The sequence below is a fragment of the Brasilonema angustatum genome (genome assembly GCF_059505445.1).
In genome coordinates this window covers 46,160-72,342 of the sequence record NZ_JCACKO010000141.1, presented here as the reverse complement: position 1 = coordinate 72,342, position 26,183 = coordinate 46,160, and the positions used below count along the sequence as shown (strand labels likewise).

Annotated in this window: 14 protein-coding genes and 1 pseudogene; 7 read left to right on the top strand and 8 right to left on the bottom strand. The window is 41.5% G+C overall.

The genetic code is table 11. The features are described from left to right. Positions 1–184 precede the first annotated feature (184 nt). The 5 genes from AC5JM2_RS27810 to AC5JM2_RS27790 all read right to left on the bottom strand — a co-directional run bounded on the left by AC5JM2_RS27810 (position 185) and on the right by AC5JM2_RS27790 (position 16,866). A complete protein-coding gene (locus AC5JM2_RS27810) occupies positions 185–4,867 on the bottom strand; it encodes a type I polyketide synthase (RefSeq protein WP_495838099.1) in 4,683 nt (1,560 codons plus the stop codon). Further along, the gene (locus tag AC5JM2_RS27805) at positions 4,860–13,061 is read right to left on the bottom strand and encodes an amino acid adenylation domain-containing protein (protein ID WP_495838097.1); all 8,202 of its coding nucleotides are present in this window, start codon (positions 13,059–13,061) and stop codon (positions 4,860–4,862) included. The genes AC5JM2_RS27810 and AC5JM2_RS27805 overlap by 8 nt, the downstream gene beginning before the upstream one ends. A gap of 97 nt (positions 13,062–13,158) precedes the next feature. After that, a complete protein-coding gene (locus tag AC5JM2_RS27800) occupies positions 13,159–14,517 on the bottom strand; it encodes a hypothetical protein (RefSeq protein WP_495838096.1) in 1,359 nt (452 codons plus the stop codon). 52 nt (positions 14,518–14,569) lie between these two features. After that, positions 14,570–14,905 (bottom strand): acyl carrier protein, encoded by a 336-nt coding sequence (locus AC5JM2_RS27795; RefSeq protein WP_495838094.1) that lies wholly within the window; start codon positions 14,903–14,905, stop codon positions 14,570–14,572. 92 nt (positions 14,906–14,997) lie between these two features. After that, the gene (locus AC5JM2_RS27790) at positions 14,998–16,866 is read right to left on the bottom strand and encodes a fatty acyl-AMP ligase (RefSeq protein ID WP_495838092.1); all 1,869 of its coding nucleotides are present in this window, start codon (positions 16,864–16,866) and stop codon (positions 14,998–15,000) included. 1,102 nt (positions 16,867–17,968) lie between these two features. On the opposite strand from AC5JM2_RS27790, the gene AC5JM2_RS27785 reads away from it, so the two are divergent. Both AC5JM2_RS27785 and AC5JM2_RS27780 read left to right on the top strand, forming a co-directional pair. Further along, positions 17,969–18,466, top strand: coding sequence for a hypothetical protein (locus AC5JM2_RS27785; protein ID WP_495838090.1), 498 nt, complete (start codon positions 17,969–17,971; stop codon positions 18,464–18,466). A gap of 81 nt (positions 18,467–18,547) precedes the next feature. Further along, positions 18,548–18,736: a Tn3 family transposase gene (locus AC5JM2_RS27780; protein ID WP_495838088.1), complete on the top strand. Its 189-nt coding sequence runs from the start codon at positions 18,548–18,550 to the stop codon at positions 18,734–18,736. 264 nt (positions 18,737–19,000) lie between these two features. On the opposite strand, the pseudogene AC5JM2_RS27775 reads toward AC5JM2_RS27780, so the two are convergent. Then, a pseudogene (locus AC5JM2_RS27775) lies at positions 19,001–19,726 on the bottom strand (transposase); the annotation flags it as partial. 134 nt (positions 19,727–19,860) lie between these two features. On the opposite strand from AC5JM2_RS27775, the gene AC5JM2_RS27770 reads away from it, so the two are divergent. After that, the gene (locus AC5JM2_RS27770) at positions 19,861–20,190 is read left to right on the top strand and encodes a transposase (RefSeq protein ID WP_495838087.1); all 330 of its coding nucleotides are present in this window, start codon (positions 19,861–19,863) and stop codon (positions 20,188–20,190) included. Positions 20,191–20,263: 73 nt separating this feature from the next. Here the strand turns inward: AC5JM2_RS27770 and AC5JM2_RS27765 are convergent, their stop codons facing one another. Next, a complete protein-coding gene (locus AC5JM2_RS27765) occupies positions 20,264–21,148 on the bottom strand; it encodes an isocitrate lyase/PEP mutase family protein (RefSeq protein ID WP_495838085.1) in 885 nt (294 codons plus the stop codon). A 396-nt stretch (positions 21,149–21,544) separates the two neighbouring features. Here AC5JM2_RS27765 and AC5JM2_RS27760 point away from each other — a divergent pair, with 396 nt between their 5' ends. The 3 genes from AC5JM2_RS27760 (at position 21,545) to arsC (ending at position 23,501) form a co-directional block, all read left to right on the top strand. Continuing rightward, entirely contained in the window at positions 21,545–21,874 is a 330-nt protein-coding gene (locus AC5JM2_RS27760) for an ArsR/SmtB family transcription factor (RefSeq protein ID WP_495838083.1), read from the top strand. Positions 21,875–21,988: 114 nt separating this feature from the next. After that, positions 21,989–23,056 carry an ACR3 family arsenite efflux transporter gene (gene arsB, locus AC5JM2_RS27755; protein ID WP_495838081.1) on the top strand — a complete coding sequence of 356 codons (1,068 nt, stop codon included), beginning with the start codon at positions 21,989–21,991 and terminating at the stop codon, positions 23,054–23,056. A 43-nt stretch (positions 23,057–23,099) separates the two neighbouring features. Continuing rightward, positions 23,100–23,501 carry an arsenate reductase, glutathione/glutaredoxin type gene (gene arsC, locus AC5JM2_RS27750; protein WP_495838079.1) on the top strand — a complete coding sequence of 134 codons (402 nt, stop codon included), beginning with the start codon at positions 23,100–23,102 and terminating at the stop codon, positions 23,499–23,501. Positions 23,502–23,509: 8 nt separating this feature from the next. On the opposite strand, the gene AC5JM2_RS27745 is transcribed toward arsC, so the two are convergent. Next, entirely contained in the window at positions 23,510–24,439 is a 930-nt protein-coding gene (locus AC5JM2_RS27745) for a lysophospholipid acyltransferase family protein (protein WP_495838077.1), read from the bottom strand. A gap of 707 nt (positions 24,440–25,146) precedes the next feature. On the opposite strand from AC5JM2_RS27745, the gene modA reads away from it, so the two are divergent. Beyond that, a complete protein-coding gene (modA, locus tag AC5JM2_RS27740) occupies positions 25,147–26,049 on the top strand; it encodes a molybdate ABC transporter substrate-binding protein (RefSeq protein WP_495838075.1) in 903 nt (300 codons plus the stop codon). Positions 26,050–26,183: the final 134 nt, after the last annotated feature.

Sequence of the window (26,183 nt, the reverse complement as noted above, 5' to 3'; positions counted from 1 at the left end):
AATGACATATTATCTAACATCAAGATATCTCCTCTTTGTCCCAAAATAGCAACCACTGTCTGTTGATATATCTCCCGCGTTCTGATGTCAATGTTCCTTTAGCCGCGTTAGAGCGGAACCATTGTCTATGCTCCAAAGCCTGACGTCTAAGTTGTTAAGATAGGACAAAAACTCTTTGTGCTTTTCATAGCTCTATCTCCTCTCGCTCACCCACAAAATCACTAATTGTTATCTGTCGTTTTTGTGTTGTTAAAAGAATCTTATCTACTAAAGCAGATATGCCAGCTACTGTAGGTTCTTCAAACAGGTTATTTAAGGAAAGTTCCACTTGAAGGACTTCACGAACCCGAGAAATAACTTGAGTGGCTAGTAATGAATGTCCCCCTAGTTCAAAAAAGTTATCATAGATACCCACTTTCTCAATACCAAGTAATTGTTGCCAGATTTCGCCAATAGTTTGCTCAAGTTCATTGTGAGGAGCAACATAAGCATTACTAAGTTCAGGTCGTGAGTGTTTATCTTGGGATCTATTAACTTTTTCTAAGTTTTCAAAAGAAATTTTTGAAAAGGAATTATTTAGCTTAATCCTAGTCCTTAAATCTTCAGTTGATACTGTAAATCGGGGAGATGAACTATCCAGAATACGCAGAAAAACCTCAACACCTTCTGAAGGAAGTAATGCATTCTGGAGGTATTCTTCTTCAAGAATATTATAGTTTATTTTGGCAGCATTTTTTACTGCCTCGACTGACATTCCAACTTTTTGCCAATCATCCCAATCAATACTAACTGTAAAAGTTCTATTTTGACAAGTGTTGTAATAACAGAAAACATCAAGGAATTCGTTAGCAGCAACATAGCTAACCTCACCAAATTTTGTTTTATACAGTGCAACACCTATAGATGAACAAAGAACTAAAAAATCTAATTCAACGTGTTCTAATAGCTTAGCGAGTACCAATGTACCCCTCACTTTTGGTGCTAGAACACTCTCTGTCATTTCTTTTGTTCTTCTTTGAATAACACCTGCATAATCAACAACCGCAGCAGTATGGATAACACCATTTATTGAACCAAACTGCTGTTGAACCTTGGCGATCGCTGCTTGCATTTGTTCAAAGTTAGCTACATCGGCGCTGATTACTAAAACCTCCGCTCCAAACTGTTCGAGTTTTTGAATTTTCTGAATTTTACGACTGATATCATTGTCTTGACCGTAATTAGTAAGCCATTCGGCCCACTCATCTGGTGCCGGAAAAGCTGAACGACCTAACAGAATTAATTTGGCTTTTACAGTCTTCGCCAGATGTTCTGCTAGCACAAATCCAACGCCTCCAAGACCACCTGTAATCAAATAAACTCCCTGTTCCCTTAACCTGAGATTTGTTTCACTGGGCTTATTCAATTGGACTGGTTCAAAGGTTTGTACCCAACGGTGAAGACCACGGTAGGCAATAAACAGGTCGGAGGATTTTGCTTGTAGTTCGTTGAGTAGCTGGTCTATAAGCTTGCGTTTGCTTCTAGTTCCTGATTTGGGAAGGACAACATCAATGCTGCGACAGCTAATTGAGGAGTATTCTTCCGGAATGATCTTAATTGCTCCCAACATGGTCGCTTTCTCCGGGCACAGTTCCTCTTCTGTAGTTACTGGCTGTACATTATTTGAAATAACAGTCAGTTGAATCTCATCCATAACATTGTGTTTCCCAAGTGCCTGCGCTAGAAAGATAAGACTGTGCAGCCCTAAATCTTGAGCTTTGTCAACCCCTTCAAGCCTTGATACTGTTTGGCTGTTCTTTGTGACACTCCACAAATGAACAATTGTGTTTGGGAACTGTCTTTGCGCTAAAATTTCTTTGACTAAAGTACTGTAGTTATCAGGTTGTTGAGGGTTCAGAGTATATGCGCGATCGCTCTGCTGAGTAAACTCTGCTCCAACTTTAACAATAATAACATCACAGTCATCCCGTTCCAATCGTTCTACAATTAGGGAACCCAAACCGTAATCATCAACAAACACTAGCCACGATGATTTCCTTTCTACCAACTCTTCATTTGCAAGAGACACTGGTGGTATAGATGCTTTCCAAGAAGGTAAGTAAAACCAGTCAGCGACATTTGGTTTTTTGCCCAGTGATACCTGAGATTCACGGTTATGATCTAACTGTTTTTGAGGTTCAATCCAATAACGCTGACGCTCAAAGGGATATGTCGGTAAGGGAACGCGAAGATGTTTCTGCTGGCTATAAAATCCAGACCAATCCACTTTGACGCCAAAAAGCCAAAGCTTGCCTAATGTAGTAAGCAAAAACTCTACATCTGATTGACGGTCTTGTGGATGACGTAACGAAGTTAGCACAACTTGCTTTGCTGTCTTAGCTGAATGCTGTGTAGCTAACGTACTTAACGTTCTTCCAGGGCCAACCTCTAGCAGTATTTGTTCGGGTTCTTTCAACAACTGTTGCAGTCCTTCGGAAAAGCGTATACAAGAGCGCAAATGCTTTGCCCAATAACTTGGATCTGTTGCCTGTGACGCTGTAATCCAGGTGCCAGTGACATTGGACAAGTAAGGAATTTGTGGGGGATTGAGAGTTACTTTTTTGACTATGAGGGTAAAGGGTTCCAAAATTGGATCCATCATCTGGGAATGGAATGCATGGGAGGTATGCAGCCGTCGGCAGTTTACACCTTTTTCTGCAAGCTGGTTCTGCAATGCCTCCACATCATCCGTGAGACCTGAAACCACACAAAGGGATGGTCCATTAACGGCAGCAATTTGTAGAGACTTTGTCTGCAATATCTCTGCATTTAGGAGAGCTTGCACCTCTTTTTCTGGAAGATGAATAGCAAGCATTGCCCCTGTTGGCAATTGTTGCATGAGTTGCCCTCGTGAAGCTACTAGGGCTAAGGCATCTTCTAAAGATAAGACACCAGCTAGAGTTGCTGCTACATATTCACCGATACTATGACCAATCATTGCTTTTGGACGCACGCCCCAAGACATCCACAGTTGAGCTAGGGAGTAGGCGATCGCAAACAAAGCTGGCTGTGCAATAGCTGTCTGTTTAAGTTGTTCTACTGCTTCTTGTGTTAATTCCTCTTGAGGATACAATGCAGATTGCAGGTCAAATCCTAAATGAGGTTTGAGGATTTGCGAACATAGATCGATGTGCTCGCGAAATGTCGGTTCAGTTTGGTAGAGTTCGCGCCCCATATTCACATACTGAGAACCCTGCCCTGAAAACATAAACACCACAGACCGCTCTTTGAGTTCCTGAAAGCTTGTAAAAACTCGTTGCGGATCAACTAACTCCAATGCGTTTCCAGCTTCATTAAGCTCTTGGCAAACTAAAATCCGTCGGTGCTCGAAAGCTTTACGACCAACAGCAAGCGTGTAAGCTACATCAGCAATGTCAAGATCGGGATGCTGTTTTAAGTACGCAGCTAAGTTTGCAGTCATTTCATCCAGCGCCGAACTGGTTTTAGCAGACAGCGATACTAGTTGCCAAGGTCTGGAATGTAAAGACGCTATATCTTGCGTCTGGTTAACAGGTGCTTCTTCTAAGACAATATGGGCATTAGTACCCCCAATGCCAAAGGAACTGACCCCAGCACGGCAGGGTGTTCCGTCTGTTGTCCATTCGGACAGCGTCTTATTGACGTAAAATGGACTATTGGCAAAATCAATATTGGGTGATGGTTTTTCAAAGTTCAGACTAGGAGGCAGCAACTTGTGTTTCAGGGCTAAGGTAGTCTTAATTAGACCCGCCACTCCAGCGGCTGCATCAAGATGTCCAATATTTGTTTTTACGGAACCAATAGCACAGAAGCCTTTCTTCTGAGTACTGGTTTGAAAAGCTTGGGTCAGTGCTGCAATTTCAATCGGATCTCCAAGAGTTGTTCCGGTTCCGTGCGCTTCTATATATGAAATGTCCTCAGCCTCAACTCCTGCTATTGCTAGAGCCTCTGAAATCACTGCCGCCTGACCGGACTCACTTGGAGCCGTGTAGCCCACTTTCAACGAACCGTCGTTATTAATAGCAGAGCCTCTGATAACTGCATGAATATAGTCACCATCTGCCAAAGCATCCTCTAACCTCTTCAGCACAACAATGCCGACACCACTGCCATCAACAGTTCCCTGAGCATGAGCATCAAAAGCTCGGCAGTGTCCGTCAGGAGAGGCAATACCGCCGTTTTGGTAAAAATAACCTTCTTTTTGTGGAGTATAAATGGAAACACCACCTGCTAGTGCCATATCACATTGATAATTTAGCAAGCTTTGGCATGCCAAATGAACAGTCACCAACGAAGTAGAACAGGCAGTATTAACGTTAATACTGGGCCCTGTCAAGTTTAATTTATAAGAAACCCGTGTAGGCACATAATCTTTATCATTGCCAATTGAAACTTGTAAATTGCCTGCTGATTCGATCAGGTCACGGTTTGACATTAAGTTTGTTGCCAGGTAAATATTCAAACCAGCGCCAGCGTAAACACCAATTCGACCATCGTATGCTTGAGAGTCATAACCAGCATTTTCAAGAGCTTCCCAAGCACACTCTAAAAAGAGGCGGTGCTGGGGGTCCATCAATTCAGCTTCCTTGGGTGTAAAGCCAAAGAAGAGAGCGTCAAACATTTCAATGTCTTCCAACACACCTTTGGCTTTAACATAGTTAGGGGAATTGAGTAAAGTCGGGTCTACACCTGAAGCAATGAGTTCTTCATCCGTGAAGAATGTAATTGACTCTACACCGTTGACTAAATTTTGCCAAAATTTATCAACGCTGTTAGCTCCTGGAAAACGACCAGTCATGCCAATTATAGCTATAGGTTCTAAAGAATCTTGAGCTTCCCAATTATACATTTGCTTTCCTCTTCTGCTTCATGAGTTGCTTTTGTCTTTTGATAGCCTCTTTTTGCTTTTTGGCTAACTCATCACTTGGGGCAAGAGTAGTTTGTTCTACATTATTTTCTTGGCTTAAATATTTAGCCAAATTACTTATAGTTGGATACTTAAACAAGTCAGTGACTGAAATATTGCTATTAAAGATTTCTCTAACTTTGTTTCCTACTTGAATTATCAGGAGTGAATGACCACCAATATCAAAAAAGTTGTCGTAGATGCCTACTTGTTTTCGCCCGAGAACTTCCATCCAAAGTTTAGCTAATATTTCCTCTGTAGGAGTACTAGGTGCAACGAAGCCTTCTAACAAATCACTTGTAGATAAATCTGGTACTGGTAGTGCTTTGCGGTCTACTTTGCCGTTGGGTGTCAACGGTAAGGTGTCTAAAGTGACAAAGGCAGAAGGCACCATATATTCTGGTAGCTTTGAAAAGAGAAATTCACGTAGTTGGTTGGTGGTGAGTAATTCATCCTCACTGACTATATATGCTACTAGACGTTTGTTACCCGTCAGATCTTCTGTGGCAATGACTACCGCTTGTTGGATTTGGGGATGGGTGTTGAGGACGGATTCGATTTCTCCAAGTTCGATGCGAAAGCCGCGAATCTTTACCTGATTATCGACTCGATCAAGGAATTCAATGTTACCGTCACTACCGTAACGAGCTAAATCCCCTGTTTTGTAAAGGCGTTCGGATTTGTGATCACACAAGGGATTTGGGATAAATTTTTCGCTAGTTAGTTCTGGGCGGTTCAGGTAGCCTCTGGCTAACCCATCACCTCCAATGTACAATTCTCCGGGTACGCCTATGGGTACTGCTTGGAGCTGTTTGTCTAGGATATAAACTTGGGTGTTGGCGATGGGGCGACCGATGGGGACTAGCTGACGATTTTCTTGGATCTGACATTGCCAAAAAGTCACATCAATCGCTGCTTCTGTTGGTCCATAAAGATTGTGAAGTTCACATTCAAGGTGCTCAAAGAAACGTTCAGTAAGTTCAAACGGTAGTGCTTCTCCACTACAAATAACTCGCTTCAAGCAACTGCAATTTCCACAGTTGGGTTCAAGCAGAAAAACTTGAAGCATGGATGGTACAAAATGTATTGTCGTAATTTGCTGAGTAAAAATGAGGTTGACTAAATAAGTACTATCTTTATGTCCTTCTGGTTTAGCGATTACAATCCTCGCTCCAGTTAGTAACGGCCAGAAAAACTCCCACACTGAAACATCAAAGCTGAAAGGAGTTTTTTGCAAAACGCGATCGCTACTCGTTAATTGATAAGCCTCTTGCATCCACAGTAAACGATTGCAAATTCCCTGGTGGGTATTCATTGCTCCCTTGGGTAGTCCAGTAGAACCAGAAGTGTAGATGACATAAGCCAAATTATCCGAACATACCCCAACATCAAGGTTCTCCTTTTGATGTTGCTCAGTTTCCACCAAATCAGTATCCAAACAAACCACGCGTGCTTGATTTTGTGGCAAATACTCCAGCAATGACCTGTGAGTAAGCAACACCTCAACACTAGAATCCTCTAACATATAACTCAACCGTTCTTGAGGATAACTAGGGTCAAGAGGTACATAAGCACCACCAGCCTTAAGTATCCCCAACAGTCCTACCACCATCTCAATCGAACGTTCTACACAAATCCCCACCAATACTTCTGGTCCGACACCGAGGGTTTGCAGGTGATGTGCTAATTGGTTGGCTGTTTGATTTAATTGCTGGTAGGTCAACTGCTGATTCTCAAACACCACTGCCACTGCATAGGGTGTTTTCTCTACCTGTTGCTCAAACAACTGGTGAATACACTTGTCCTGGAGATAATCTGCTTGAGTGTTGTTCCACTCCACAAGTAACTGATGTTGCTCAGATTCACTTAGCAGAGGCAATTCAAAAAGGCGTTGTTCGGGATGAGAGATAATCCCCTCTACCAAGGTTTGGAAATGCCCTAGTATCCGGCTAATTGTGGCAGCGTCAAATAAGTCTGTGTTGTAATCACAATTCAACACCAGCTCATCTCCCATTTCAATCACATAAAAGCTGATGTCGAATCCAGTAAAAGCGATCGGTGGAGAGAAAATTTCTGTCTCCAGTCCAAACATTTTTGGCACGGCTACAGGTCGGTCTAAATTAAATATGGTTGCAATCAGAGGAGAGTGGCTTGCGTCTCGACCTAATTTTAGTTGTTTAAGGAACCAAGCGAAAGGATAATCTTGATTTTCGTAAGCTTCTAACAAGACACCCTTCATTTTGCCAAGATATTCGGAAAATGCCAAATTTTCAACAATACAACTTCTGATAGGTAGTAGGTGAGAACAGTACCCAACAAGCTTTTCACTACTTGCAGAAGACCGCCCAGCAGAAGAAATACCTACTACAATATCCTCTTGGTTTGTCAATCGGTGAAGAAAAGCCGTATATGCAGAAAGGAGAGTCATAAACGGGGTGCAACCCTTTTTGCTGCTGAATTGTTTCACTTCACGATAAAGGCTTGCATTCAGCCGCAGCGTTTGCCTATTACCTCTATAGGTTTTTATTGGAGGACGAGGATGATCTATTGGCAGGTTTAAAACAGGAGTTGAACTAGCAAATTTTTCCAACCAGTAGGATTCATGGGCTGCCATTTCCTCGGTTTGACTTTGCTGTTCCTGCCAATCAATGTATTCCCTAAATTGCATCGGTGGCTTAAGTTGACAAACTTCACCTTGACACTCTTGTGAATACAATGCACCTAATTCTTGCAGGATAACGTTTATTGACCAGCCATCGACGACAATGTGATGAGCTGTCATAACCAATAGATGTAACTGTTCTTCTAATTTAAGAACGTAACAACGGAACAAAGGTGCTTGAGTCAGATCAAAAGGTTTTAGGCTTTCTTGTTTAAACCACTCAACGACTTTAGACTCACGCTCACAACTATCAACATTTGAGAAGTTAATGCAAGGAATATCAACTTTCAAGGATGGCAATATCTGCTGAAAATCTCCTTGGCTATCGATAGTCGTTCGCAAACCCTCGTGACGCTCTACAACTTTCTGTACTGCTTTATGTAGTACTGTTAAATTCAACGAACCCCGTAATTGCAGATTTATAGAGACGTTATAGGCGCTCGATGCTTCTTCTGAAATTTGCGCTAAAACCCAGAGTTGTTTTTGTGCTTCTGTTAAGGGGACTGTAAGTACAGCATCAGACTTTACTACTTCATCAGAATCAGAGATTGTGGTCAATGATGTGAATATTTTCGGATTTACAGGTTCTACGATACCCCCAGAAGGCATTGTAGTCGTTTGTGGCAAAATAGCAGCTTCAGAAGTAGAACTTTTAGCTAAGAATGAATTTGTCGAATTGCTTTTCGATCCATTCAAGTTGGGTGAACGTTCGGGTAGAAAACCTTCTGCTTGCATTTGGGCTACGCTTTCTTTCACAGCCTGAATCACATACTGAATATCGGCAGTTGTATGCGCTGTGGACAGAAAACAAGTGCGTCCTTCCCAAACGTAGACACCTTTCTCAATTAAGTGGTAGAAAAACAGATCCAAGTTCTTCTTAAAGCTAAAGCGGAACAGTGAGCCAAAATAAACCACTTGAATAGGTACATGCTCTTGTTGAAAGAAGGTATTGAGTGTTTGGGCTAACTGTGCTGTGCGTTGATTTAATTGCTCTTGAAGACCCGATCCCTGATTTTTAAGATGTTTAAGTACCGCTCTTGCGGTCGCCAAAGCCAGAGAATATTTGTTAAAAGTACCTGCAAAAAATGTCCTTTCTGCTTCAGGATACGAATCGTCACCGTAATTCCACTGACCACCATCGATTGCATTCATCAAGGTAGCCTTACCAGCTACTGCTGCAAACGGCAGACCACCACCAGAAATTTTACCGTAAGTTGCCAAGTCTGCTTTTACACCAAAGTATTTTTGCGCACCACCCGGATGAATGCGAAAGCCAGTAATTATTTCATCAAAAATCAAGACTGTGCCTGCTTTTGCGGTCACTTGCCTCAAGTGCTGTAAAAACTCTTTGGGTTGTAAATCGGGTCGCCGACTTTGTACGGGTTCAACCAAAACCGCAGCTAATTCATGAGCATGAGCTTCGATATACTCTAATGCACCAGGATCGCCATAATCGAGTACCACAACATCTTCAACCATGTGTGGCGATATACCGGGAGCAAACGGTACAGAAACCTGCTCGTCATCAGATGCTTGTGCTCTAGCTAAAACTCCATCAAAATGCCCATGATAAGAACCTGAGAATAGGACAATCTTTGTGCGTCCTGTCGCTGTTCGTGCTAAACGCAGTGATGTCATTACGGCTTCTGTACCTGACTGACAAAAGGTGACGCGTTCTGTACCCGTCAGTTCGCACAACAACTCTGCCACTTCCCCCGCTAGACTGGATTGGGGACCTAGTTGTATACCAAGTTTTATCTGCTCCTGTAAAGCTTCTATGACAAAGGGCGGATTGTGACCAAATAGATGCACGCCAAAGCCCATTGTGATGTCTACATACTCGTTACCATCCACATCCCAAAACCTAGAACCAACAGAGCGATCGCAAACAATAGGGTAAACCATTTCCTTGATCGAAGGACGGAATCCCGCCGCAGCTCTGCTGTCAGCTAGAACATGGTGATAAGATTGCTTTGCTTGTTTTGACCCTTGCGTGCGCTTGGTATAGCGTGCAATCAATGCCTCTAAGTGTTGCTGTTGTTTAGAATTTAGCCCTTCCGCTCCTTCTGCGGTAATTCTTTGCAAACTTAAAGGTTCTTGAGTTCCTGTTCCTTTAACCAAATTGTTTGCTGGACTTGCTGGCTTTGAGGTTTTGATCAATCCTACTTGTGACTCATCTGTTGATGAGACAACATGATTGTTTTGTAATAACTGCAATTGTTGAGATATGACTTGAGACGTGAGTTGTAGTTGCTGAGCCATAATTCGCTCAAGTCCTGTTTCAACTACTGATGTTTTATTTACTAACCCGTTCTCACGCACAGATGTAGACTTCTCAGCCACAGTTGGAAGCGCAGGTTGTGGGAGTTGGGGTAATGTACCAATTGCAATTGCAGGTTCTGAAGCTTCTTCCTGGATAGTTTGGTTGGGTTGATTTTGAGCGATAATTTCAGGCTCTGTTAATTTTTCCTCGATCGCAACTTCGGGTTGATTTTGCTCTATGTAACTTGCAAGACTGTCAATATTTGTTAGCTCTTCAAACATCTGGCGAATAGTCACCTTAATTCCAAAGGTGTTTTCAATAGTTCTGACAGCTTCAATCAGAACTATTGAATCTGCACCCATTTCCAAAAAAGGTTCATAAACATTAATTTCCGACAAGTCTGTTTGGAGTAAACCAGCTACAAGAGTACTTAATTGTGATATTATTTTCTCTTTATATATCGTTTTTTGAACAGTATTAAGCTGTGGTTTCACTAGTTGTGTATCTGAATTTTTCAAATCCATAGAATTGTTGTTTTTCTCTTCGTCCGAGTCGAACCAATAACTTTTACGCTGAAAAGGATAAGTGGGCAAAGAGATTTTTTGTCGTTGGTAGTCATGGTCATATCCCACCCAATTGACTTCTACTCCTTGAGTGTCTAATATCCCCAAGCTTTTCAATAAAACCTGCCAGTCATCTTGCCCATACTGTAATGAAGGTAGCCAAGTACTTTTTACGTTCGGCAAGCATCGCTTACCCATAGCTGATAAACTAGGGCGAGGACCAATTTCGAGAAATACTTTATCACCTTGCTCTGCTATGGTGTTGATTCCTGCCGCAAATTGCACTGGTTCTCTCAGGTGGCGACGCCAATAACTTGCATCTGGAATTTCTCCTGGCTGGAAAATTTCACCTGTCAGATTAGAAATTAAAGGAATTTGTGGGGCTTGAAAGTTTACTGTTGCTGCCTTAGACTCAAATTCATCAAGAATTGGCTCCATCAATGGTGAGTGGAAAGCATGAGAAACTTCCAAAGGCTTTACAGTAATCCCTTGGGACTGAAACTGTTCAACTGCCGACTGCACATATTCTCTTAAACCGGAAATGACGATGTTGTTTGGTCCGTTAACAGCTGCAATGGAAACACTAGTGTCCGTCGCTACTTTTGATGACGCTGTTTCATACTGGGTAAGAATGTTGACTACTTTCTCCTGTTCGGCAAACACCACTGCCATTTCACCATTATCTGGCAAAGACTGCATTAACCGACTGCGTTCTGCAACGAGCATAAGTCCTTCTTCCAGACTGAACACTCCAGCGACACATGCAGCAACATACTCACCTACACTGTGACCTATGACAGCATCTGGTACAATTCCCCAAGAACGCCACAATTCAGCAAGGGCATATTCTAGAGCAAACAGGGCTGGCTGGGTATAGGCAGTTTCATCTAACAGATGAGCTGTCTGGGTCGTCCCGTAGAGTATCTCAAGCAGTGACTGCTCTAAATAGGGTTTCAGGAGTTGCTCGCATTGCTGCAATATTTTCCTAAAAGTGGGTTGAGTTTCATAGAGCTTGCGTCCCATACCATGAAACTGAGAGCCTTGCCCAGTGAAGAGAAACACTATCTTAGGGCGATTCACAATCTCCACAGTTCCATTAATAACTCCAGATGCCTGCTTCCCAGTAGTAAAAGCAGTTAGTTGCTCGATCAACTGTGTAGTAGATTCAGTGACAATTGCCAAGCGGTGGTTGAAATGCGATCGCCCGACATTAGCAGTAAAGCAAATGTCTGCCAGTGATGCTTTAGGATGAAACCTGACGAAATCTACATAACTCTGTGCCAATTCCTGTAACGCTGTCTCACTTTTTGTCGAAAGTGTCAACAGGTGCATTTTGCGTTCAAGATCGCTAGGGGAGAAAGTCACAGCAGGCGCTTCTTCAAGAATCACATGGCAATTGGTACCACCAAAGCCAAACGAGCTTACCCCTGCTAAACGTTTTTCTGTACCAGCAATCCAAGGTTGGCGTTTAGTTGGAATCGAAAACGGAGTTCCTTCAAAAGAAATATATGGATTCAGTTGCTGCAAGTGCAAGTGCGGTGTAATCTCTTTATGTTGTAGTGAAAGTACCGCCTTGATCAGTCCAGCAATTCCCGCAGCAGCTTCTAAATGACCAATATTAGTTTTAACTGAACCAATATAACAAGGCTGCTCTAAGGAACGACCCTCCATTAGCACAGCTTTTAGAGCTCTAATCTCAATGGGATCTCCCAAAGGGGTACCAGTGCCGTGGGTTTCAACATAACTAATCTGCGCTGGTGTTACTCCAGCACTTTTTAAGGCTTGACGGATTACTCTTTGTTGAGAAAGACCATTAGGAGCTGTAAGTCCATTGGTAAGACCATCTTGGTTAACTGCTGAACCTTTGATAATTGCCAGAATATTGTCTTGATCTCTTTGAGCTTCCCAAAGACGTTTGAGGACAAGTACACCACAGCCTTCGCCTCTAACATAACCATCAGCATTAGCGTCAAAAGTTTTACAACGCCCATCTGCTGACATCATACCTGCCTGCGAGAAAACAATATGATTATTTGGAGATAAAATCAGGTTCACACCTCCAACCAAGCAAAGCTCAGACTCTCCAATCTGCAAACTCTGACAGGCGTAATGTAGTGAAACTAATGAAGAAGAGCAAGCAGTATCTATTGTCACACTTGGTCCATGCAGATCCAGCAAGTACGACAGACGATTGGCAGCAATACTAAAAGCGTTTCCCGTGCCACTATAAGCATTTATACTGTCTAAATCCTTGACTTGCAAAACGCCATAGTCATGGCTGCTGATGCCCATGAAAACCCCCGTCTGGCTCTGAGCTAGTTTGTCTGGTGCTAGTCCAGCATTTTCTAGAGCTTCCCAGGCTACCTCCAAAATTAGCCTTTGCTGGGGATCCATTCGCTCTGCCTCACGGGGGGAAATCCTAAAGAATCTAGGAGCAAACAGATCTACCTGCTCTAGAAAACTGCCAAAGCGGGTATTCATTTTTCCCGGTGTAACCGGTTTTGGATCGTATAAGGTATCAATATCCCATCGCTCTGATGGCACCTCAGTAATGGCGTCCACACCGTTTCTTAGTAGATGCCAGAAGGCTTCTGGGTGGTTAGCACCCGGAAAACGACAGCCAATGCCTATAATCGCTATAGCTTCCATTTCAGACCTACGATAATTTACGTACCTGCAACTGCTTCAAGGGCTAAGTATATTTCTACGGACTGCAAAGATGCTATCCCACTGATTGGTGATTCTATCACTCAGCTGAAGCAACTAACTTAGAGAACTGTTTGAATGTCTTGATATTATCTCTAATAGCTCTGTCAACCGTTCCTCCTGAAGCCATGAGACGCATTTCGCGGTTAATTGGCCATAGATAGTCGAGATTCTCACAAAGTTTACGTATATCTAAATGAAGACGCTGGTGGCATTTAACTGACTGATGAAAACCTTCGTGTTCTTGACAGAAACATTTCTCAACCCATTGAACGGCTTCTTCGTGAGACAGATTAAATAAAGTGCTCCTAAACACCTTATAAATATAGAACATTCCCGATAAATCATCTCCAAAAAAGCGATTCTTGATTACTCCCGATATATGGCTAAGGTTAGTCTTTTGAGTGACATAAACTGCCCAATTAATCAGTAATTTTTCGTAAGCAGTTGGCGCTGGGAAGTTTTTATGTAAATCTCGAGCTAGGAATAAAGATGTCGTTGTATGGAAAGATTCATCTAAAAAGTGGTAGTGGGAGATAGCAGTTGGTACTGGAACATACTCGCCTTGCTTCTGAAGTTTTTTGAAATACAAATGTATAGTATGTTCTTGATTCTTCAAAAGCATATTAGCAAGATAACGTAACGTATAGTATTGGCTAGCTAAGAAGGGTGAACTGCCCCAACTAGATGCAAAGAATCGGATGAAATAAGAAGGAAGCATTCCGTATCCATGGAAAAAACCATTAGTAGTCGTTACAGATAATTTATTTTTGGCTTCTAGTTTTTTCAAATGAGGAGAGACATAATGTTTTCTTTTATCGGAAATTAGGGTCGATAAAAAGCGTAGACTATGATACTGAAAATTTGCAAATTGACTATTTTTTGCAGGCTTGTTTTCCAGCAAAATATTAGTAAAAGCTTGCTTGCCTAACAAATTTTTCAAAATTTGGAAATTAACTTTGAAGAAAGCATGAATATGAACACGTTCTTGAACCGCTTCATGTTCAAGCTGTTCAGCAAGAATTTTATAATTACCGCCTAAAGCAGAGAAACAATCTGCTGTTATTAGGTTATAGTCAATTGTTTCCATTTCACTATAAGCGGTAAGGCTATAGTTTGACATCCAAAATTGATGATTAAGTGCTATTTTTTGAGATGGAGAAGCAACTTCATAAAAGGGTGTTCCGTAAAGAAGTGAAAGTTCAGGAGGATTCCAATAATATTTACTCTGTTCTTCATATTTGAAATTGTGGTCTAGCTCCTTAATTTTCTCAGTGTAGTCAGAATTCAGGTTATTCTGGTAATTATTTTCAACAATTTTAATACGTTTGATTTCCTTTTCTACAGTAAATTTGGGATTTGGCATACTTGTGTTTGGATCGCTGTTGACATTTTGCATTGTTTTCACCTTATCAAATACTACATGTTTGTTTCGGTATTTAGCTAACAACTTACTGCTTAATAGATAAGCTGTTAGCTAAATACTTTGTTAAAGCTTCAATAGTTGGATAATCGTACAGCAAAGTTGGTTCAAATTCGCATTCAAGCCATTCCTCTATCTCTCCACTCAATCCAATGGCAGACGCAGAATCCATGTTGTAGCAGTCAAAGGGAAGTGTAACATCAATCTCATTTGGATTAATTTTTAATACATTTGTTAGGTAGGACACTAACCACGCTTGAATTTCTGCTGTAGTCTTAAGCTTTTCAGGTGAGGCTTCCACGTGATAGGCATTATTAGTTTTTAAATCAGAGTTACTCATTTGAAAATTCAAAAATTCAACCATTTTTTCATCTCCGTTGATTTTACTAACAAGTATGTCCTTCGTTTTGACATTTTTTTAGAAATACTTAATTAGTTTAGCAATTGCTAAACTAATTAAGACTTACTTTTCTCACTGCTGACAGTTGATAATTGGTTCAAAGTTAATTCGATATCAGACTGCAAATTCATAAATTTGACTTGATGCCGAGGATTTTCACTCCATTCACTGACAACATCCAAATCTCCAACTAGAAATTTAGATCGACAGGCTTGACGTTGAATCTTACCACTAGAAGTTTTAGGGATACTTGCAGTCTTAATCAGTACGATGCTATAAATCTGTAGAGAATATTCTGCTGTTATCGCTTGGCGAATATTTCTCAGCACCTCACTGGTGTCTAATTTTCGTAAATAACTCCGTTCTAACTCTTGAACAACAACCAGGTGTTCAATTCCATTTACCTCAATCGTAAAAACAGATCCACAACTAGGTCGCAGTGCTGGATGACTCTTCTCTACTGTTAGTTCAATATCCTGAGGATAATAATTTCTTCCTCGGATAATTATAACATCTTTAAGTCGCCCTGTAATGAATAATTCACCATCGTGCAAAAATCCTAAATCTCCAGTGCGTAAAAATGGTTCAGATCCAGCATCAGTATCTTCATCAGTATCTTGTAGTTGCGCGTTAAAAGTTTGTTGGGTCAGATCAGGTCGATTCCAATAGCCATCAGCAACAGAAGAACCATGAACCCAAATTTCTCCTACTTGGTCAGCATGACACAAGGTTAAGGAATTGGGATCGATGATCGCAAGTTTCTGCTCTAACCAAGTCTGGCCACAGCCAATGATTTTCCGACGATCTGTATACTCATCGCTAACTTCTATAACCCGATTTTGTTCAAGAGCTGTTCCATCAACACAAAGTACTGTTGGCAAAGCTGTTTTCAAACCTCCAGAAACAAATAAGGTTGTCTCAGCCATCCCATAGCAAGGGTAAAACGCCTCGTCACGAAAACCACAAGATGCAAAAGTGGTTGTAAATTCTGCCAATGTCTCTGCACGGACAGGTTCTGCTCCATTGAAAGCTACTTCCCAGCTGCTCAAATCAAGAGTAGAGAGTTGTTCGGAAGTAATCTTGCGAACGCATAGTTCATAAGCAAAATTGGGCCCACCGCTAGTCGTCGCTTTGTAGCGGGAAATTGCTTGCAGCCAGCGCAAAGGCTTCTGTAGAAAAGCTACTGGCGACATGAGAATGCATGGTATGCCTAAATATAATGGTTGCAGTACATTTCCAATCAGTCCCATGTCGTGGAATAAGGGCAACCAACCTACAAAAATAGTTTCCTTTGTATGCCCAAAAGCCTTTTCAATCATTCGCTGATTATGCAATAGATTACCATGACTCACCATTACCCCTTTGGGTGTTCCAGTAGAACCTGAAGTATATTGGAGAAAAGCCAGGTCACTCTCGAACAAAGTCGGTTCTTGCCAGTTTGACGCCAAGTCGCTGTTGAGGTTATCGGTAGCTATCCATTGCACAGCATCCAATTCTGGATTCTCAGTCAATTGGTTCTCTACATTAGCTAAAAGAGATTGAGTGGTCAGCGCCACTGACGCTTGGGCATCTGATACAATCGCTTGCAGTCTGGATAGTTTTTGATTGCGTCGAGGCGGATAGGCGGGAACGGCGACACACCCAGCGTATAAACAGCCAAAGAAAGCAGTAATAAAATCTAGACCTGGTGGAAACAGCAACAAGACTCGCGAACCAGGAACTTTAACTCGGTCTTGAACTCGAACGGCGATCGCTTGCGCTTTTCGCTCCAATTCTTGATAAGTAAGACTTACGCTTTCTGTTTCCCCGTTTAATAAAAAGGTATAGGCAATTTGTTCAGACTGATGTATTGCTCGGTATTGCAAGATATCTAAAAAGGTAGAAAATTTATCCATTTTCTTCTCATCTTTATAAGGTTTCAGCATACAATTCGACTCCACCGTCTCAATGTCGTTCTTGTCGCATATCGCTGCAAATATTTCAACAAAGCTAATATATCTGGCATGAGCTTTCTATCGTGATTGAGTTGTAGTTGTGGTAAAGCATTGCTCTACTACAGAAAGCCCTCTTTATTTTGGCGAAGGTATTGGGCAATAGGAATGAGTTTTGAGCAAATAAATCGTACTTCTAAATATGTTTCAGTACTCCTGTGAATGACTCTCTAGGTTAGGAAGTTGGTCTTTGAGTTGTTGCAGCTTATGCTGCAATGTGTGATCAGTGTCGTTGATGTAATGGCTGGTCATATCAAAGTCAGTAGACCGAAAACTTTTCTAAAAGACTTAAGCGCTCTTCATTTGAGCGAGGAAACACAATCTACCGAAATCCTTCCATAATCTGCCTTTTGGGCAACAGGCTCGTGGACGCCAAGGGTACCGTACCCGAAGCGTCAAGCCTCCGGCTTATCGCTTTTACTCGCTGTGATCCATTCCAAAAACGTTGCTTGAAACCCTGATTCTTGCGTTGACTGACAAAACTTTTCGGTCTACTGAAAGTCACTGACGTAGTGGCTGGTAATTTCAAGGACACGGACGAGGACGTAGAACTGACAATTATTTTTCTCCTTTAAATAATAGGGTCTTGTAGAAGAGTATGTGAGTACAGTTGAAATTCAACAATGCCCTCCTATTTATTTAGTGGGTATTTCTATAAATTGTTTATGCAGTGATTGCTCAAAAAAATAAATAATTTTTCAGAAAAATTTCGTAACCGTTCAGGGGGTAGAAGTGCGATCGCCTCAATCGGAGTAATCTGTGAGCGGTTTGATTTAAGTGATGCCGAAACTTCGCACCAGTCTGACGAGACAACATAAACAGGGGCATCAGTAGCAATGGATGCTGTTGGCGAAATATTTCGTTACATTTCAACTTGTCGGTGGAAGGATAATATGGTTCTTGGCAGCTTTTGGTGATCTGGGTTGGGGTAAGGCAGAAGGCAGATGGCAGAGGGCAGAAGGAGGAAGAAGGAAGAAGAGATATAATTGAATTACTAACTTCAAACTTCCGACTTCAAACTTCCGACTTCAAACTTATGACAACAACAGCCAGTGTTGGCGATAAAGTAGTATGTCAATTCGGCGTTGCTGAATCACGATATGAATTGTGCGTTAAGCGTAGCTCTGCCGTAGGCAATCGCCATGCCAAAGCCTATGCGCCTCTTGAGGAGTTATTCATTGATGGTGTCCTCAAAAATGACTGGAAGGATTTGATTGTTGAGATTGAGAGTGATGGACGAGAGCGGATTAATCGAGTAAATTACGAAATTTCTGTATTGCAAGCACTGCGGGACAGGTTGCGCTCCAAAGAAATCTGGGTCGTTGGGGCAAAACGCTACTGCAACCCAGAAGAGGATTTACCTCAAGACTTTGACATACACCGGGAAATTTACTATCAAGCAATTGGGCAACCACTCGAAGCCGTAAAATTTATTACTACACTCCAACAGGAAATGACTGATGCTCTGACTATGTTGGATAAAGGAATGCCCAAAAATACAAGAGTCAAGATTCAAGAGAAAAACAACGGTTGAATAAAAGTTTCGCCACTAGAAGCTCAACCCGAACCCATAAATATTTTGCATTTGAAACGTGAAATAGACCAATGCTGGTTTATGACAAGTTTGCTAGATATCTTGAAAGAAGCCGATTTGCGAATTGGTTTTACCAATCATTTCAAAAATATTGGTGTCCGTTCTAACTTAGAGCGAGATATTCTGCAACGACGGTTGTTGTTGTGTTTATATGGTTTGGGGTCGAATACGGGACTCAAGCGTATCTGTGCAAGTATTGATAATGAATAGTGCCGTTACCCTCACCCCAATTTCTGCGCTTTTTACTAGGGCTGCTATTACTGGGGGGTATATGGAACTTAGAGGAGTTTGTACTAGGGCTGTCTTTACTGGGGGGTATCTCTATCTGTTCGGAGTCTTTACTAGGGCTATTTTCAATATCCCCCAGTAAAAATTCAGAGACCCTCCACTTATCATCTGTTCTTTGTTGGGCTTCTTCTTTATATATCCCTCTTCTGTCATTTTCCGGAGTAAGCAAGTAGTAAATAAGTTAAATTATCCAGAACCATAACAGGGTTTGAATTGATTCATTGTACTAATTAATTGATTGAATTCCAGGAAAAAATTGGAATTTGTAAAAATATTTAACCAGGGGTCAATTAAGCAAAATAGTAATATAGGTTGGACAATGAGACGCAGATTATTTAAAGTATTCTTCCATCCACATTCATGATTCCATTGTTGATGATTAGAAAAATCAACAGAACTATTTTCTTGTACCTCCGGTTCTATTTGACTAATATTTAAGCCTACAAATGCTGGAGAATTTAAACTAATCATGCTGTAAACACAAAAAAAAATTTCCTACCACCTCTCAATATGTTGGGAATTAGTAAAACGATAATCTGTCCAACCTAGTTCCTGTTTACACTGCCGAAAACCATATTCTACCCAGGTTCTTAATCCATATAGGTCGCCTAAAGTTTTCTTCAGATTTCCTTGAAGATTTGTCATAACGTAAGAAGTAGAATTTTCCGGCATGGTTTCTGGGTCGGTAGTTATTTCCCAGTAAGTTATGGCTCTTTTTTTACCATAAATTATTTCTCTAATGTATCTAGTTTCTGATTTTTGATTGCTAAATGTTCTTTCAAATTTACACCACTTATTCGCCCTGACGCTCTGACCTGCTGGCAGCCAGACTCCATGATTACTTCTTATTGCTACGACATAATCTAATTTATATTCAGCTAGTTTTCTAATAAATTGACTACTTTCACCCTCCGGGTTCGCAGTCGCAACAAGCGCGGCTCGCCGCCCAACGCGCTGCTCACCATATAAATTACGACGAGTGTGGGTAAATATGGGAGAGCAGCCGATCGCCAACGTGTACTGGCGTTATCAATGGCTGTGGTTATATGGTTTTGTACATCCGGAATCTGGAGAGACAAATTAATTGGATTTTACCAAAAGTTAACGTTTGTCTTTTTAACCAAGTTTTAGCCGACTTCGCGCGAGAATTTAAATTAGGTCAAGATAAGCACATCATATTAACTCTTGACAGAGCCGGATGGCATACGAGCAAAGATTTAGAGATACCCGTGGGTTTGCATTTGGAATATTTACCTGCCTATTCACCCGAATTGCAGGCTGCAGAACGTTTGTGGCCGTTAGTTAATGAACCCATAGCGAATCGTTCTTTCGATCAACTTGAGGATGAGCGAGGAAGCTTTATTCCAATGCTGTAAAGTCCTTTTAGAACAGCAGTTTTTAATTCGGGCTATTACTTACTATCATTGGTGGCCCCAGACTGCCTGTTAATTACTCCGATGCTACCGGATTTAATATAAACTGCTTCTCCATTTGCAGATATTCAGGTACACCAATCAGATTTTGAAATTCCTTGAACTCAACCAACTCCTGAAAATCCGCCGTAGTTCCCTGTTCTTTCAATTGACGCAAGCAAGCAGTCATAACTTTTGTCGCTGCAAGCAAAGCAGAAACTGGGAAAAACACAATCTTAAAACCTAACTCCTGCAACTGTGACGCCGAGAGTTGGGGAGTTTTGCCACCTTCGACAATATTGGCGACTAAAGGAACATCTGGAAACGCAGAGGCAATTTTTTGTAATTCTTCGACAGATTGAGGCGCTTCAATAAATAAGATATCTGCTCCAGCATCAATATAAGCTTTACCACGATTCATTGCTTCTTCCAAACCCAATGCAGCACGAGCATCAGTGCGAGCAATAATAATTAAACCACTCTCACCACGCGCATGTACAGCCGCCCGAATTTTACCAACATGTTCAGCCATCGAAATGACTCGTTTTCCCTCAAAGTGACCACATTTTTTTGGCCATTCTTGGTCTTCTAGTAAAATACCCGCAATTCCTTGCTGCACCGCGTCCTTTACAGTTCGGATCACGTTTAATACGTTGCCATAGCCAGTGTCCATATCAGCAATTAAAGGTATACTCACTGATTGAGCAATTCGTCCTGTGCTGGCAAGTATTTCCGTCGCAGTCATCAAACCATAGTCTGGTACACCAAGTGTAGAGGCGGCGATACCAAAGCCACTAGTCGCGATTAATTCAAAACCCAATTGTTCAGCCAGTTTTGCTCCCAAGCAATCGTAAACGCCAGGAATGATGATAATTTCCGGACGCTGTAGTAATTGTCGCAGCTTTTGACTAGAAGGTTGCATGAATAAATCAGTGAACAGGGAACAGGGAACAGGGAACAGGGAGCACAGGGGGCAGGGAACAGGGAGCAGGGGGCAGGGGGCAGGGAGCAGTAAATAGTAAACAGGGAACAGGGAACAGTAAACAGTGAACAATTGATAACTGATAACTGATAACTGTTAAAGTTTTGTCTTGTTTAGATTAGTATAACAGGTGCATGGCATGAACAATTCAAAATGGACTGCGTCCTTGCACTCTACAAAAACAAAAATTAAAAAATCAAATCAATACCTGTGGAAATCACGGTATTAGCACGACTTATAGGTATAAAGCTTTGCATTTTTGCCAGAGTTAATACTTGCAACTTCAATTTTCTATTCCACAATAGAGAGTGAACACTTTCACCTTCATTTTTATTAATGCAATCCTCCTCCACAACCACTCCTGATTTAATTGTTCTCGGTTTCCATGCTCTTTCCGATCCACTGAGAATTAGTGTTATCGAACTACTGCAAAATAAAGAGCTTTGTGTATGTGACTTGTGCGATGCTTTAGAAGTCAGCCAGTCAAAGCTATCTTTTCACTTAAAAACTCTTCGGGAAGCTGGTTTAGTTCGCTCTCGTCAAGAAGGACGCTGGATTTACTACAGCCTCAATATACCTCAATTTGCTGCTTTAGAGCAGTATTTGTCAGAGTTTCGCCGCCTGTACCAAATTCTGCCTGCTCGTTTGTGTCAAGAGTCATCCTAACGCATCAACTTTTTTTGATTAATTTGTGTAACAGAATCTACTTTAAAGATTGGCATATCAATTTTTTTTGAAATGATAGAGATATAGTCTTAATACTCTACGGGAATCAGGTCAATGAAGAAGAAAAATCTTCTTAAGCAACTTTCGTTTCTTGACCGCTTCCTAACCCTTTGGATTTTTTTAGCAATGGTTATTGGGGTCTTTTTGGGTTACTTTTTTCCCGCAATAGATACCTTTATTAACCAATTCCAGGTAGGAACTACTAATATACCCATTGCCATCGGCTTAATTCTGATGATGTATCCGCCTCTTGCCAAGGTGCGATATGAAGAGTTGGGTGATGTCTTTCGTAATGGCAAAATTCTCGGTTTATCGCTCGTTCAGAATTGGGTTATCGGACCAATTTTGATGTTTGCTCTAGCGATTATCTTCTTACATAATTATCCAGAATACATGGCGGGATTAATTCTCATTGGATTAGCCCGTTGTATTGCAATGGTCGTTGTCTGGAGTGATTTAGCTAGAGGAGATACTGAATACACAACAGGACTTGTGGCGTTCAACAGTATATTTCAAGTCCTGTTTTACAGTCCTTACGCTTGGTTTTTTATGAGTGTTTTGCCTCCTTTATTTGGCTTGAAGGGGAGTGTCGTCAACATTAGTATTGGAGAAATTGCCCAGAGTGTCTTTATTTATTTAGGAATTCCTTTCATCGCTGGATTCGTGACTCGCGTTCTTTTGGTGAGAGCAAAAGGAAAAAGATGGTATCACACTGAGTTTGTTCCCAAAATTAGCCCCATCACACTTATCGCTTTACTATTTACCATCGTGGTTATGTTTAGCTTGAAGAGCAATCTCATTGTTCAGATTCCATTTGATGTTGTCCGAATCGCAATTCCAATGCTGATTTACTTCATACTTATGTTTTTTGTCAGCTTCTACATGGCTTGGAAAATCAGAGCTGATTATGCAAAAGCAGCAAGTGTGGCGTTTACGGCTGCGGGTAATAATTTTGAGTTGGCGATCGCCGTTGCTGTCGCTGTATTTGGAATCAACTCAGGTGCTGCTTTTACTGCAGTCATTGGTCCATTGGTAGAAGTTCCTGTGCTGATTGGTTTGGTGAATGTCGCACTCTGGTTTCAAAGACGATTCTTCACGTCTTCTGAACCAAGAACTTTGTAATTTTTCAGAAAATTTTTGAATATCTAATAGAGAGGAAACGCGCGTGAAACGAGTCATGTTTGTTTGCAAGAAAAATTCTCGTCGTTCCCAAATAGCAGAGGGATTTGCTCGCACATTGGGAGACGGTAAAATTGCTGTTAACAGTTCTGGATTGGAATCAAGTTCAGTAGATCCAAAAACTGTCCAAGTGATGTCAGAAATTGGAATTGATATTAGTCATCAGACTTCCAAACCTTTAGATAATTTCAAAGCAGAAAATTATGATGCTGTGATTTCTCTTTGTGGTTGTGGAGTCAATTTACCTGAAGAATGGGTGATAAGAAATGTGTTTGAAGATTGGCAACTAGATGATCCAGAAGGGCAAGGTATAGAAACCTTTCGCCGTGTTCGAGATGAAGTTAAAGAACGAGTCGTGAAGTTGATTGAATTGTTAAGTCAAACTTAAAGTGTTTGCTATTCGGACTCACACTTTTGTACTAACTCATCTAGCTCAGCTTGCATCATCGCACGAACCTGCTCGTAACAAGCATCTACGTAGGTGCGATCGCGAGACGCCACACGACCATAGCGCTCAAATACAATTGGTGCACAGACATGAGTATGAATCTGCATGGGTAACGGAAAATTTGGTAATGGTCCAATCCCCACGCCCCAAGGTAGCCCAAGGTAAATAGGGAATACACCGGTGTTTCCATCAAGTAACCAAGGAAAGCCCCATTCATGGAATTGTTTCATCTGCTGGTAGAAATCAGCTAGCACAATCAAAGTTGAGTGTGCACCATGAGAAATAATAGGCACAATTGGCACCTCCTCGCGCAAAGCCAGCTTGATGAATGCCTTATTGTTTGCCAGATGAATTCGGTTTCGCCAAGTGTAAGGACGAAACAAATCCTGAGCACCTCCTGGGTAAACCAGTAGTGCTGCATCTTTTCGTAGAGCCGCACTCGCCATTTTGGGATGTGCTATGAGAGCTCCCACCGGAGCACCTGGCACAGCAAAGATAGGAGTATCCCAGGCTGACGGATGCATCAAGGCGTAGGCTAATCGCTCATAGCCAAAAGTGCGGAACCAGTCATACATGAACATTGAGGTATCTGGTGAACCCAACCCGCCATTATGAGAACCGACAATCAACACTTTTCCAACCGATGGCATATGATGCCACCCAGAGGTTTGAACCCGAAAATAGTAGCGGTAAAACCATTCCCATATCGGCATCCAAGCTTTTATAATCTCAGGGTTTCGCTCTGATAAAGACCAACCATCGAACCTACGACCAGAGGCTTTTGAGTCAGTACCCGAGTTGTTTGTGAAAATACTTAACTGCTCTAATAATTCAGAAAACGGGTTAGAGATTTTGTCGTCGTAGTCCTGGTTACGCATAAAAATATTGTTGAATACCTTTTCCTTATAGCGTTTCCCAAGCAATTGAGGTACGTCTAAATCTTTTTCTCAGAGTTAATACCTTAGGATTTACGCAACGAGATGCTTCGTTATGGGAGGGTGTAAGGGTATAGGGGGTAAGGGTTTGAACACCTACACCCTTACCCCCCCTATACCTCTATACCCCTTGCCCAAACCCTTGATTTTTCGTTTTCATGCGTAAGTCCTATACCTTTAAAAACGTACCTGACCAAGTTGGTAACCGGTATAATGCCTTTCCCCTATACCCCCATGCCCCTACACCCCTACACCCTTTTTCAAGCTAAATCGCTACAATAAAAGCAATATATGCTGAGTAACCGTATACTTTTTTAAATAGAAAATTGAATTTTTAAGATAACTTTATACAAAATTTTCAGGATAGAACAGATAAATTAACCTACTTTATTGGTAATTCAGACGATTTTCTACCAGTATAAGTACATAGACTACTGTCTTTTTTGGATAAAGATGCTTTGGAGATAATTGTAAGTTAGTGAACATTAAGGTAGGTTTAAAAAATACTAGACTACCAAAGATTGCTTACCAGCTACGACTTTATTCCTATCTTCTAGCTGGAGTAAAAAGCAAACTTTCAATAGTGGGTGCGAAATTTGGAATTTGAAAAATTACAGTCACATATCGCACATTAACGCAGGAAATCTTTCATGAAGAAAAGGTACAAATTAGCGCTGGCTAGCGCTAGCATTGCTTTGGGTTTCGGTGGCGTCCAAGCTAAACCAGCACAAGCTGCTACAGTTGGTGGGATTGACATCTACGCTGCTGCCAGCTTGAACGGCAGCCTACAGGATGTTGAAGCACTTTACCAGCAAAGCAATCCAGGCGTCACCTTTAACAATACTTTTGGGGCTTCTGGTACTCTCGTTAATCAAATCCTAAACAACACAGATAATAGAAATATAGATGTCTTCTTCCCAGTATCCGAAGCACCCTTAGATACTCTGCAATCTAACGGTAAACTCGTAGCGGGAACCAGACAAGATGTAGTAGGCAACACCTTGGCTGTAATCGAGCCTACAAATGGAACCACACCTATATCAAGCCCTCAAGACATATTAAATTTCACCCGTAACGTGGCTATTGGTGATCCTGCGGTTGTTCCAGCCGGACAGTTTGCCCAGCAATTCTTTAGGAATTCAGGGATATATGATCGAATCCAACCCAAACTTGTCTTCGGCACGGATGTGCGTGACGTACTAAATAAAGTGTCAAGCTTGACTAATGATACTATAGATGCGGGTGTTGTTTACAAAACAGACGCTCTAACACAACCTAATCTAGTCAAAGTTGTATACACTCCGCCTACCAACCTTTACCCTCCGATCATTTATGGCTCAGCTGTACTCACGCAAAGTCAAAACCTAAATGCAGCTACAGATTTTAACCGCTTTCTGGGCAGCCCTCAAGCATTCAACGTGTTTCAGTCATATGGATTCAGTAAGCCCGTTCCCGAACCTCTGACTATTGGTGGCACAATAGCAGCAGGTATATTCGGTGCTGCGATGAAGCGAAAAGCAGCTAAAGCTAAAACTAAAGCAGCAGTGAATTAAAGGTTTTTGGCAGTACCCAGCAATCAAAATTGAACTCACAACTGTAAGTAGGAATTAACCCAGGCGTAACCTGGGTTTTTTTGCACTTTTGTCTGATGATTAAGGGGGGATGAATGCACTTTCTCAGCCGTGAA

What these genes read in the sequence shown, in the direction of transcription:
- AC5JM2_RS27805 (WP_495838097.1), bottom strand. Translation starts at nt 13,061, where the DNA reads ATGGAAGCTATAGCGATTATAGGCATTGGCTGTCGTTTTCCGGGTGCT.
- AC5JM2_RS27770 (WP_495838087.1), top strand. Translation starts at nt 19,861, where the DNA reads ATGGTTTTGTACATCCGGAATCTGGAGAGACAAATTAATTGGATTTTA.
- AC5JM2_RS27765 (WP_495838085.1), bottom strand. Translation starts at nt 21,148, where the DNA reads ATGCAACCTTCTAGTCAAAAGCTGCGACAATTACTACAGCGTCCGGAA.
- arsB (WP_495838081.1), top strand. Translation starts at nt 21,989, where the DNA reads ATGAAGAAGAAAAATCTTCTTAAGCAACTTTCGTTTCTTGACCGCTTC.
- AC5JM2_RS27760 (WP_495838083.1), top strand. Translation starts at nt 21,545, where the DNA reads ATGCAATCCTCCTCCACAACCACTCCTGATTTAATTGTTCTCGGTTTC.
- AC5JM2_RS27795 (WP_495838094.1), bottom strand. Translation starts at nt 14,905, where the DNA reads ATGGTTGAATTTTTGAATTTTCAAATGAGTAACTCTGATTTAAAAACT.
- AC5JM2_RS27780 (WP_495838088.1), top strand. Translation starts at nt 18,548, where the DNA reads ATGACAAGTTTGCTAGATATCTTGAAAGAAGCCGATTTGCGAATTGGT.
- modA (WP_495838075.1), top strand. Translation starts at nt 25,147, where the DNA reads ATGAAGAAAAGGTACAAATTAGCGCTGGCTAGCGCTAGCATTGCTTTG.
- AC5JM2_RS27785 (WP_495838090.1), top strand. Translation starts at nt 17,969, where the DNA reads ATGACAACAACAGCCAGTGTTGGCGATAAAGTAGTATGTCAATTCGGC.
- AC5JM2_RS27810 (WP_495838099.1), bottom strand. Translation starts at nt 4,867, where the DNA reads ATGTATAATTGGGAAGCTCAAGATTCTTTAGAACCTATAGCTATAATT.
- AC5JM2_RS27790 (WP_495838092.1), bottom strand. Translation starts at nt 16,866, where the DNA reads ATGCTGAAACCTTATAAAGATGAGAAGAAAATGGATAAATTTTCTACC.
- AC5JM2_RS27745 (WP_495838077.1), bottom strand. Translation starts at nt 24,439, where the DNA reads ATGCGTAACCAGGACTACGACGACAAAATCTCTAACCCGTTTTCTGAA.
- AC5JM2_RS27800 (WP_495838096.1), bottom strand. Translation starts at nt 14,517, where the DNA reads ATGCAAAATGTCAACAGCGATCCAAACACAAGTATGCCAAATCCCAAA.